This window comes from Amycolatopsis lexingtonensis (assembly GCF_014873755.1).
GTDB classification, from domain to species: domain Bacteria; phylum Actinomycetota; class Actinomycetes; order Mycobacteriales; family Pseudonocardiaceae; genus Amycolatopsis; species Amycolatopsis lexingtonensis.
Map to the genome: position 1 here is coordinate 4,565,619 of NZ_JADBEG010000001.1, position 11,687 is coordinate 4,577,305.

Annotated in this window: 7 protein-coding genes; all 7 read right to left on the bottom strand. The window is 71.2% G+C overall.

Going from position 1 to position 11,687, the window contains the following annotated elements:
* Positions 1-29: 29 nt before the first annotated feature.
* A complete protein-coding gene (locus H4696_RS20245) occupies positions 30-1,211 on the bottom strand; it encodes a hypothetical protein (protein WP_086857765.1) in 1,182 nt (393 codons plus the stop codon).
* 40 nt (positions 1,212-1,251) lie between these two features.
* Positions 1,252-1,641 (bottom strand): hypothetical protein, encoded by a 390-nt coding sequence (locus tag H4696_RS20250; protein WP_086857766.1) that lies wholly within the window; start codon positions 1,639-1,641, stop codon positions 1,252-1,254.
* Positions 1,642-1,708: 67 nt separating this feature from the next.
* Positions 1,709-3,898 carry a 1,4-alpha-glucan branching protein GlgB gene (gene glgB / locus H4696_RS20255; RefSeq protein WP_086857767.1) on the bottom strand — a complete coding sequence of 730 codons (2,190 nt, stop codon included), beginning with the start codon at positions 3,896-3,898 and terminating at the stop codon, positions 1,709-1,711.
* A gap of 4 nt (positions 3,899-3,902) precedes the next feature.
* Entirely contained in the window at positions 3,903-5,276 is a 1,374-nt protein-coding gene (locus tag H4696_RS20260; protein WP_086857768.1) for a maltokinase N-terminal cap-like domain-containing protein, read from the bottom strand.
* A 5-nt stretch (positions 5,277-5,281) separates the two neighbouring features.
* The gene (gene treS, locus H4696_RS20265) at positions 5,282-7,090 is read right to left on the bottom strand and encodes a maltose alpha-D-glucosyltransferase (RefSeq protein WP_086857779.1); all 1,809 of its coding nucleotides are present in this window, start codon (positions 7,088-7,090) and stop codon (positions 5,282-5,284) included.
* Between the two features lie 37 nt (positions 7,091-7,127).
* Complete coding sequence (locus H4696_RS20270; RefSeq protein ID WP_086857769.1) at positions 7,128-9,110, bottom strand: maltotransferase domain-containing protein; 1,983 nt, start codon at positions 9,108-9,110, stop codon at positions 7,128-7,130.
* Between the two features lie 422 nt (positions 9,111-9,532).
* The gene (glgX, locus tag H4696_RS20275) at positions 9,533-11,680 is read right to left on the bottom strand and encodes a glycogen debranching protein GlgX (RefSeq protein WP_086857770.1); all 2,148 of its coding nucleotides are present in this window, start codon (positions 11,678-11,680) and stop codon (positions 9,533-9,535) included.
* Between the last annotated feature and the right edge of the window lie 7 nt (positions 11,681-11,687).

The window sequence follows — 11,687 nt, forward strand, 5'->3', positions numbered from 1 at the left end:
TCACCTCGGTGGCGGGGTTCTTCCGCGTTTCAGGCCCGCCCGGTCAGCGTCGTCCAGGGGACGTGCACCACCACGCGCTCGCGCAGCTGCTCGTTGAGCAGCCACAGCTCCCCCGTCGCCGGCCAGTACGACAGGTTCTGGCTGTTCACCGGAGCCTGCCCGGCCAGCCTCGACGTCGAGACTCCCCCGACCCCGCCGTGCAGGCACGAGGGATGATCGCCCGCCACGCCCGCGTACTCCGGGCACACTCCCGTCACCACGAAATAGCCGCCCCGGGACACCGCGCCCTGCATGCCCCACACCGGCGAGGAAAACCCTTCGGCAGCGTGCACCAGCCCATCGGCTGACGGCACGAGACGGCCCGTCGCCCGGTCGAACGGCCACTTCAGGATCCGGCCGCCCGCTTCGGGTGCGTGTTCCGCCGTCACGAACGTGGAATCGCTGTGGTCGAAGGAAAGCGTCGACAGGCACGGGCGCTCACCCACCGCCGTCGTGCAGGCGCCGCCGCCCGGGTACCAGTACGCGCCGATCTGGGGCATCGCGTAGTCGTAGAACGCCGCGTGGTACTTGCCGTCGGCACCGCGGCCGACCGTTCCGGCGCTGGCGTCGACCTTCCAGAAGTGCGTGGTGTCGAAGACGCGGATCAGGCCGCCGGTGGTCGCGACGTAGAGCAGGTTGCCCGACCACGTCAGGCCGTGCCCGTGGCCCGCCACGACCGCGAAATCGGTGTCGGAGGTCGGTTCCACGAGCAGGACGTGCCGGTAGCCGAGCCCGGTCGCGTCCACAAAGGACAGTCGGACCATGGTGTCGCCCGGGGTGTGCCACGACGTCGCGACGACGCGCTTGCCGCCGACAGTGCCGGTCGCCGGATCCGCGTCGCCGGAGCCGGTGAGGCCCTGCGGGATCCAGTCGTTGGTCTTGTCGTCGTTCGCGTCTTCCCAGCAGAACCCGGCCGGCTTCAGCGCCGCTGCGAGGTACGTGCCGTGGCAGAGCGGGCGGGCCTTGCGGTTGGTGTCCCCCAGCAACGACGACAGCCCGCGCGGCGGTAGCTGGCGGTCGAGCGCGGTGACCCGCGAGCCGTAGGTGGCGAAGGTGTCGCCTGCGGTGAGCCGGTAGCCGTCGACGGCCAAGCGGGGGAAGTTCGCGGCGGCCTGGGCCGGCGGCGCCAGGGCGAGCAGCAGCAGCGTCACGAAGCCGATCAAGAGGCGCATGCCGGCAGCGTGACCGGGACGCGTACACGAGCCGTACAACTCAGGGCACGGCCAGCCCGCGCTCCCGCAGCGACTGCTCGACGCGCAGCCGTTCGATCTCGCGGTCCATCCCCTCGGGCAGCTCGGCGAGCCGGTGCGGGACGCCGACCTGGCGGCAGGCCTGGGTGAGCAGCTCGTCGTAGGCCTGCCGGGTGCCGAAGCGCCGGGCGGCCGGTGTGCCGGAGGGGTAGTCGACGAGCAGCCGGTGCACGCGGCGCAGGTCGGCGGCGACGCGCTCGATCGGCGGGCCCGACGGCGCCGGCGTGACCCGCTTCGCGCGGATCCAGTGGATCAGCCGGGGGACGCGCAGCGCGCACCAGAACAGCACCGTGGGAGCGACGCAGACCACGGCGAAGAGGATCAGGTTCGCGAGGACGCCGGAGCCGTCCATGCACCGATGGTAAGCCCGCGGCCCGGGCCCGGCGGAGTCTTTTTCCGCGACTCCGCCGGGTCGCGCCTCAGTCGGATTCCTCCACCAGCCACAGGACGCCCGCCGGCGGCAGCTGCAGCACCGCCGAGGCCGGCTGCCCGTGCCACGGCTCCTCGGTCGCCTCCACGAGCCCGAGGTTCCCCACCCCGGACCCGCCGTAGGCCTCCGCGTCGGTGTTGACGACCTCGCGCCAGCGCCCGGCGGCCGGCAGGCCGACCCGGTAGTCGTGGTGCGGGACGCCCGCGAAGTTCGCCACGCACGCCAGCCGCGAGCCGTCGGTGCCGAGGCGGAGGAAGCTCAGCACGTTGCCGCTGGAGTCGTTCGCGTCGATCCACGCGAAGCCTTCGGGCGAGGTGTCCTGGCTGAACAGCGCCGGGGTCGACCGGTACACCGAGTTCAGCGAGCGCAGCAGGTCCTGGACGCCGCGGTGCAGCGGTTCCTCCAGGAGGTGCCAGTCGAGCGAGCGCTGTTCCGACCACTCCCCCTCCTGGCCGAACTCGCCGCCCATGAACAGCAGCTGCTTGCCCGGGTGCGCCCACATGAACGCCAGCAGCGAGCGCAGCCCGGCGGCCTTGTTCCACGCGTCGCCCGGCATCCGGCCCCACAGGGATCCCTTGCCGTGCACCACTTCGTCGTGCGACAGCGGCAGCACGAAGTTCTCGCTCCAGGCGTACACCAACGAAAACGTCATCTCGTTGTGGTGGTACGCGCGGTGGATCGGCTCGTGCGACAGGTACCGGAGCGTGTCGTGCATCCAGCCCATGTTCCACTTGAAGCCGAAGCCCAGCCCGCCGAGGTGCGTCGGGCGCGTGACGCCCGGCCACGCGGTCGATTCCTCGGCCACCATCACGATGCCCGGGTGTCGCTTGTAGACGGTCGCGTTCAGCTCCTGCAGGAACTTCACCGCGTCCAGGTTTTCGCGGCCGCCGTACTGGTTCGGCAGCCACTCCCCTTCGTTGCGGGAGTAGTCGAGGTAGAGCATCGACGCCACCGCGTCGACGCGCAGGCCGTCGAGGTGGAACTCCTCGATCCAGTACAGCGCGTTGGCGACGAGGAAGTTGCGGACCTCGTTGCGGCCGAAGTCGAACACGAGCGTGCCCCAGTCGGGCTGCTCGCCGCGGCGCGGGTCCGCGTGCTCGTACAACGCCGTGCCGTCGAACTTCGCCAGCGCCCAGCTGTCCTTCGGGAAGTGCGCGGGCACCCAGTCCACCAGCACGCCGATCCCCCGCTGGTGCAGGCGGTCGACGAAGTAGCGGAAGTCGTCCGGCGAGCCGAAGCGGGACGTCGGCGCGTAGTACGACGTCACCTGGTAGCCCCACGAGCCGCCGAACGGGTGCTCCGACACCGGCAGCAGCTCCACGTGCGTGAAGCCGGTCTCGACGAGGTAGTCGCCGAGCTGGTCGGCCAGCTCGCGGTAGTCGAGCCCGGGCCGCCACGAGCCGAGGTGGACCTCGTAGACGCTCATCGGCGCCGCGGCCCACTCGGTCGCCTCGCGCCGGGCGACCCACGCGTCGTCGTCCCACAGGTACCCGGAGGTGGTGACGACCGAGGCCGTCGCGGGCGGCTGCTCGGTGGCGAACGCCATCGGGTCGGCCTTTTCGTGCCAGTTGCCGTCGGCGCCGAGGATCCGGAACTTGTAGCAGGTGCCCACGCCGACCCCGGGCACGAACAGCTCCCAGATCCCGGACGAGCCGAGCGAGCGCATCGGGTGCCCGCGCCCGTCCCAGCCGTTGAAGTCGCCGATCACGCGGATGCCGCGCGCGTTCGGCGCCCACACCGCGAACGACGTCCCGGCGACGACGCCGTTCGGCGTCTCGTACGACCGGACGTGCACGCCGAGCACCTCCCACAGCCGCTCGTGCCGGCCTTCGCCGATCAGGTGCAGGTCCAGCTCGCCCACCGTGGGCAGCCAACGGTACGGGTCGTCGGCGGTCGCGGTGTGCCCGTCGTACTCGACTTCCAGCCGGTAGTCGCCGGGGTGCTCCGGCACCGAGACGGCGAACAGGGCGTCGATCACCGGCTCCATCGGGAACCGCCGCTCGCCCGCGCTCAGCGTGACGGCCTTGGCGCCGGGCAGCAGCGCCCGCGCCACGAACCCCTTGCCGGCCGGGTGCACGCCGAGGACGGAGTGCGGGTCGTGGTGGGAACCGGCCAGCAGCCGGTCGATGTCGGCAGCCGGCGGGGCCGCGGCCGGGAGGCCTTCCGGAACGGCGTTCACGGTGTCATCCCTCTCCGCTCGTGATCCGGGCGATCGAAGCGAGCGGCACGCCCAGCCAGTCCGGCCGGTTCGCGTGCTCGTAGCCCACTTCGTAGACCGCCTTGTCCAATTCGAAGGCGCGCAGCAGCTCGCCCTGTTCGCGCGGGTCCGCCGCGACCGCGGCGTAGCCCTCGCAGAAGGCCGCCCGGTTGCGCTGGGACCACTCCAAGGCCCGCTCGACCAGCGCCGGCTCGTCGGGCTGCCCGACCAGCAGCTGCTGGGCCGCGTAGTCGAACGACCTCAGCATGCCCGCCACGTCGCGCAACGGCGACCGCAGCGCGTGGCGTTCCTCCACCGGCGCCGCGGGCTCGCCCTCGAAGTCGATCAGCAGCCAGCCGCCGACGGTCCGCAGCACCTGGCCCAGGTGCAGGTCGCCGTGGATGTACTGCATGCGCACCGAGCCGGCGGGCAGCGACTCCAGCTTCTCGAACGCCGACCGCAGCGCCGGGGCGTGCGCCGCCAGCTCCGGGACCCGCCCGGCGATCGTGTCCAGCCGGGCGGCCATCGCCTTCGTCGTGCGCTCCAGCTCGCCGGCGTCGACGCTCTCCGTGCCGAGCGCCTCGGCCAGGTCGGCGTGCACCTCGGCGACCGCGCGCCCGAGCCGCTCGGCCTCGCCGGCGAAGTCGCCGCCGACCTCCTCGGCGTGCAGCTCCGGCGCGGCCATCAGGTCACGCACGCTGGTCGTGGCCATCGCCCAGCCGTCGACGGCGTCGGCGACGAAGTGCTGCAGCATGCCGACCGTGGTCCGCTCGCCGCCGAGGTCGCCGGTGATCGACCCGAGCACCGGCGCGATGTGCTTGCTGCCGACGGCCTGCAGCGCGCGGTGCAGCAGCAGGTCCTTGTTCTTGCCCGGGGTCAGCTTGCGGAACAGCTTGAGGATGTACTGCCCGCCGTAGACCAGGGAGGTGTTGCTCTGCTCCGACGAGATCGGCCGGGCCCGCAGGCCGGTCTCGAGCTCCGCGCCGGGCTCGTGCTCGAAGGTCAGCGACCCCACGCTCTCCTCGCGCGCCATCAGGTCCAGCAGTACGCCGGTGAGGTCCAGGTCGCCGGACGCCTCGTACGCGTTCAGGTCGCCGACGGCGCCGATCCAGCTGGTCGACGCGATCTCCGGCGGGTGCGTCCGCCGCCCGACGAGCAGCTGGTAGGGCTCGCGCCGGTCGTCCTGGGCCACCTCCACGACCACGTGGAGCAGCTGCGGATCGCCGGCGACCAGCTCGGTCACGCCGAGCGGCCGGACGCCGGTCACCGGCCGGTCCTTGCCGGCGAACCAGCGCTGCTCGGGCAGCCAGCGCTTCAGGTCCTCGGCCAGTTCGTCGACCAGCTCGCGCGGGTCGGACAAGGGACTCACCTCGTTTCGCCTTCGTCTCCCGGGCTCGTCAGCTGGAACCAGTAGAAGCCGTGGCCCGGCAGCGTCAGCAGGTACGACAGGTCCCCGATGCTGGGGAACCGCACGCCGCCCGTGAGCTCCACCGGCGTGCACCCGCGGTGCGCGGACAGGTCCAGCTCCACCGGCTGCGGGAACCGGGAGAGGTTGTTCACGCAGAGCACGACGTCTTCGCCGCCGTCCGGGCGCCGCCACTGGCGCTTGTAGGCCAGCACGCTCGGGTTGGACCCGCCGAGGTCGACGAACTCGCCCTCGGCGAAGGCGTGGTGCTGCTTGCGCACCTCGATCATCCGCCGGGTCCAGTTGAGCAGCGAGGCCTCGTTGTTCGACTGCGCCTCGACGTTCAGGCCCTGGTAGCCGTACACCGGGTCCATGATCACCGGCAGGTAGATCCGGCCCGGGTCGCAGCTGGAGAACCCGGCGTTGCGGTCCGGGGTCCACTGCATGGGGGTGCGCACCGCGTCGCGGTCGCCGAGCCAGATGTTGTCTCCCATGCCGATCTCGTCACCGTAGTACAGAACGGGCGAGCCCGGCAGGGACAGCAGCATCGCGGTGAAGAGCTCCTGCTGGTTGCGGTCGTTGTCCAGCAGCGGGGCCAGCCGGCGGCGGATGCCGATGTTGGCCTTCATGCGCGGGTCCTTGGCGTACTCCGCGTACATGTAGTCGCGCTCTTCGTCGGTGACCATCTCGAGGGTCAGCTCGTCGTGGTTGCGCAGGAAGATGCCCCACTGGGCCCCACTGGGGATGGTCGGGGTCTGGGTGAGGATCTCCGAGATCGGGAACCGCGACTCGCGCCGCACCGCCATGAAGATCCGCGGCATCAGCGGGAAGTGGAACGCCATGTGGCACTCGTCGCCGCCGACCGCCGGGTCGCCGAAGTACTCGACGACGTCCGAGGGCCACTGGTTGGCCTCGGCGAGCAGGATCCGGCCCGGGTACTCGTCGTCGACGACCTTCCGGCAGCGCTTGAGGAATTCGTGCGTGCGCGGCAGGTTCTCGCAGTTGGTGCCCTCCTGCTCGAACAGGTACGGCACGGCGTCGAGGCGGAACCCGTCGATGCCCAGGTCGAGCCAGAACCGCAGGGTGTCGATCATGGCGTTCTGGACGTCGGGGTTCTCGAAGTTGAGGTCCGGCTGGTGGGAGAAGAACCGGTGCCAGTAGAACTGGCCGCGCACCGGGTCGTAGGTCCAGTTCGACGTCTCGGTGTCGACGAAGATGATCCGCGCGTCGGCGTAGCGCGAGTCGTCGTCGCTCCACACGTAGTAGTCGCCGTACGGGCCGTCGGGTTCGTTGCGCGACTGCTGGAACCACGGGTGCGCGTCCGAGGTGTGGTTGAGCACCAGGTCGGTGATCACCCGGATGCCGCGCCGGTGCGCCTCGTTCAGCAGGAAGACGAAGTCCTCGACGCTGCCGAACTCCGGCAGCACCGCCCGGAAGTCGCTGATGTCGTAACCGCCGTCGCGCAACGGCGAGGCGTAGAACGGCGGCAGCCACAGGCAGTCGATGCCGAGCCACGCCAGGTAGTCCAGCCGGCCGGCCAGGCCGCGCAGGTCGCCGGTGCCGTCGCCGTTGGAGTCGGCGAACGCGCGCACCAGCACCTCGTAGAACACCGCGCCCTTGAACCACTCCGGGTTGCTGGGCGCCTGCTGCGCCGAGCGGAAGTCCCCGGCCTGGGGTTCGACCAGCATGCCGTCGGCCGTGATCGCCTCACCGGTGTGCGGCACGCCGTCCAGCCCGAGCGCCGCGTCGGGGCGGGCTTCTTCCGCCATCTGTTCCACCTCAGTCCCTCGATCCGTTCCTTCCCTGCTAACCGGCCAGCCGCCGCCGGACCGACACCACGTGGGCCACGGCCCGCCAGGGTTCGAGCCGGACGTAGTTCGCCGGTCCCCAGTCCCAGGTGTCGCCGGTGACCTCGTCGTGCGCGATCAGCCGCTCGTGCGCCTCGAACCCGAGTGCCCCGGTGTCCAGCCAGAGCGTGCCTTCTTGGGGCCCGTACGGGTCGAGGGTGACGACCGTGACCACGGTGTCGCCGGTGGCCGGGTCCTGTTTGGAGTAGGCCAGCAGCGCGTCGTTGTCGACGTGGTGGAAGTGCAGGGTGCGCATCTGCTGCAGCGCCGGGTGCGCCTTGCGGACGGCGTTCAGCTTCGCGAGCCACGGCTCCAGCGAGCGCCCTTCGGCGAGCGCGCGCTCGAAGTCGCGCGGCCGCAGCTGGTACTTCTCGGAGTCGAGGTACTCCTCGCTGCCCTCGCGGACCGGGACGTGCTCGAACAGCTCGTACCCGGAGTAGACGCCCCACGTCGGCGAGATCGTCGCGGCGAGCGCGGCCCGCAGCGCGAACATGCCGGGGCCGCCGCGCTGCAGCGACTCGTGGAGGATGTCCGGGGTGTTGACGAACAGGTTCGGGCGGCCTTCGTTCCAGTGGTCGCGCAGGTCGACGGCGAAGTCGATCAGCTCCTGCTTGCCGGTCCGCCAGGTGAAATACGTGTAGCTCTGGGTGAAGCCGAGCCGGGCCAGGCCCCACAGCCGCGCCGGGCGGGTGAACGCCTCGGCCAGGAACAGCACGTCGGGGTGGGCGTCCTTCACCGATTGGATCAGCCAGGCCCAGAAGTCCGGCGGCTTGGTGTGCGGGTTGTCGACCCGGAAGATCTTGACCCCGTGGTCGATCCAGACCGTGATCACCCGGAGCATCTCTTCGTAGACGGCCTTGGGGTCGTTGTCGAAGTTGATCGGGTAGATGTCCTGGTACTTCTTCGGCGGGTTCTCCGCGTAGGCGATCGAGCCGTCCGGGCGGGTGGTGAAGAACTCCGGGTTCTTCAGGACCCACGGGTGGTCGGGCGCGGCCTGCAGCGCGAAGTCGAGCGCGACCTCCATGCCGAGTTCCTCGGACCGGGCGACGAAGGCGTCGAAGTCCTCGAAGGTGCCGAGGTCGGGGTGGATGGCGTCGTGCCCGCCCTCGTCGGCGCCGATGGCCCACGGCGAGCCGACGTCTTCGGGCTTGGCGTCGAGGGTGTTGTTGGGGCCCTTGCGGTTCACCCGGCCGATGGGGTGGATCGGCGGCAGGTAGACGACGTCGAAGCCCATCTTCGCGACCCGGTCGAGCGCGGCCGCGGCGGTGGCGAAGGTGCCGTGCACCGGCTTGCCCTCGGCGTCGAGCCCGCCGGTCGAGCGCGGGAAGAGCTCGTACCAGGAGCCGTACGCGGCACGCCGCCGGTCGACCCAGAGCTTGAGCGGCTTGCCCTTGGTGATCAGTTCGCGCACCGGGAATTCGCGCATGAGCTGGCGGATTTCGGGCGACAGCGCCGGGCCGACGCGCTCGGCGAGGGAGCGCTCTTCGTCGCGCAGCGCGGTCACCGCACCGGTCAGCAGCGCCTTTTCCGCGCGGCGGTCGGGACGGCGGGAGACGCGCTCCAGCAGCCGGGCGCCGTTTTCGATGTCGTTGGCGAGGTCCTCGGGCCCCTGCCCGGCGGCGACCTTCACCTCGACGGTGTGCTCCCACGTCGCCCAGGGATCGCTCCAGGCGTCGATGCGGAAGGTCCACGGCCCGGTGACGTCGGGGACGATCACGGCGGCGAACTCGTCGGGGTGGTCGGGACCCCGCGGCACCATCCGCGTCTGGCGCGTCAGGCGGTCGCCGGGACCACGCCACGCGACGGTGGCGGCGACGGCGTCGTGGCCCTCCCGCCAAACGGTCGCGGTGACCGGGATGTGTTCCCCCACAACGGCTTTGGCCGGATACCGGCCGCAGCTCACGCTGGGGGAGACGTCGTCGATGCCGAGCCGGCCGGTCATGGGCAACGCCCCTCGGTGTGTCGGTTGGACGCAGGCGACGACAGTCTGCCTGACACGATCAAGCGCCTACGAGGCAGGGCTCTTTTGCTGTGTACCCACTCCGCGCCGGTCGAAACGCTGTTCCAGCAAGGAATTTCCGCCGGATGTCCGGCGCGTTACGCGCACGCGACGACGAGCCGGGGCGACACGCGGACCCCAATGGTGCGGAGCCTTACCCGAATGGACGATCCGCCACCGCGGGTCCGGACCCTTTCGCACCGCGCGCAGTCGCGGCGCTCGGCCACGGCCACGAGTCGCTCGGCAAAGGTCTTGAATGAGTCATTCAGGACCTCCGAAGACCTGAATGAGTCATTCAAGACGTCACGGCGCCCGGTCCGCCCCGCGCATCTTTCGTACCGAAAGCTCCGCGCCGGCCGTACCGGTCAGTAGATCTCCGGCTGCGGTTCCGCCGCCAGGCGCGGGGCCCGCAGCAACAGCAGCGACCGCGACTGCAGCGTCACCCGGCTCTTGGCCTCCAGCACGCCCGGGTTGGCCGGGCTGCCGTCCGCGGTGCTCGTGTCGAGCGTCGGCTTGAACGTCTCGCCGTACTCGCGGCCCGGCAGGACGACCTCGCCCGGCGCGTCGCCCGCGTGCAGCCACAGCAGCCACGAGTGGTCGGGCACCAGCGCGCCCTCGCGGTTGCGGGCCTGGCTGTTCGAGCCGTCGATCCACATGCCGAGCGTGTGGCGGTCCTCGAACCAGTCGTTCTCGGCGAACTCCTCGCCGTCCGGGCGGAACCAGACCAGGTCGGGCTTGCCGGTCGGGGTGGTCCGGCCTTCGAAGAACTCCGGCTGCCGCAGCGCCGGGCTGTTCGCGCGCAGCCGCACCACCCGGCGGGCGAACGCGAGCATGGCCTCGGCCTCGGGGTCGTCCGGCGTCCAGTCCAGCCAGGACGTTTCGTCGTCGAGGCAGTAGGCGTTGTTGTTGCCGTGCTGGGTCCGCCAGAACTCGTCGCCCATGGTGAGCATCGGGGTGCCGGTGGACAGCAGCAGCGTGGCGAACATGTTCCGGGCCTGCCGGGCGCGCAGCGCGCGGATCGCCGGGTCGGCGGTCTCCCCCTCGGCGCCGTGGTTCCACGAGCGGTTGTCGTTGCCGCCGTCGCGGTTGTCCTCGCCGTTGGCCTCGTTGTGCTTTTCGTTGTAGGACACCAGGTCCCGCAGCGTGAAGCCGTCGTGGGCGGTGACGAAGTTGATCGACTGCCACGGCCGGCGCAGGTTGTGGTCGTACAGGTCCGACGAACCGGACAGCCGGTAGGCGAGGTCGCGGACGCCGGTCGCGCCGCGCCAGAAGTCGCGGACGGTGTCGCGGTAGCGGCCGTTCCACTCGGCCCACTGGGCGCCGAAGCCGCCGACGCGGTAGCCCTCGCCGGTGGCGTCCCACGGCTCGGCGATCAGCTTGCACCGGGACAGCACCGGGTCGGCGGTGATCGCGGTGAGCAGCGTCGAGGCCGGGTCGAACGCGCCCCCGCGGGGCCGCCCGAGCGTGCTCGCCAGGTCGAACCGGAAGCCGTCGACGCCCATCTCCTGCGTCCAGTACCGCAGCGAGTCGGTCACCAGCCGCACCACCGTCGGCGAGCCCGCCTCCAGGGTGTTGCCGCAGCCGGTGATGTCGGCCATGTGCCCGCGGTCGGTGTGCAGGTAGTAGACCGGCGCGTTCAGCCCGCGGAAGCTCAGCGTCGGCCCGTCCGGCCCGCCCTCGCAGGTGTGGTTGAACACGACGTCGAGGATCACTTCGATGCCCGCCGCGTGCAGGGCGGCCACCATCAGCCGGAACTCCTCGACCTCGTGGCCGGGCTCGCTGGCGTACGCGGCGTGCGGCGCGAAGAAGCCGAGCGGCGAGTAGCCCCAGTAGTTGTGCCGCCCGGCGCGGACGAGCGACGGCTCGTCGAGGAACGAGTGCACCGGCAGCAGCTCCACCGACGTGACGCCGAGCCGGGTCAGGTATTCGATCGCGACCGGGTGGGCCAGGCCGAGGTAGGTGCCGCGCAGCGCCTCCGGGATGAACGGGTGCCGCTGGGTGAAGCCCTTGACGTGCAGCTCGTAGATCACCGCTTCCTCGAACGGCACCTCCGGCTTGACGCCGGTGTCCGGCCCGCCCGGCGAGCTGACCACCGACAGCGGCACGCTGCCCAGGGAGTCCACAGTGGACATCGGCCCGCGCTCGGGGTCGCCGGTGAAGCCCTGGGCCGCGGTCAGGTCGGCCAGCCCGCCGGTGATCTGCCGCGCGTACGGGTCGACCAGCAGCTTGTGCGGGTTGCACCGCAGGCCGCGGGCGGGGTCGTACGGGCCGTGCACCCGGTAGCCGTAGCGCTGCCCCGGCGTCACCCCGGGCACCAGGCCGTGCCAGACGCCGAAGGTGCGCTCGGTGAGCGCGATCCGGCGTTCCGACCCGTCGGCGTCGATCAGGCACAGCTCGACGGCGTCCGCGACGGCGGACGTGATCGCGAACCGCACACCGCCGGACTCGGGGTGGGCTCCGAGCGGGAAGGGGCGGCCGGCGAGGACGTGGTCGGCGGAGGGTCGTGTGGCCATTCCTGAA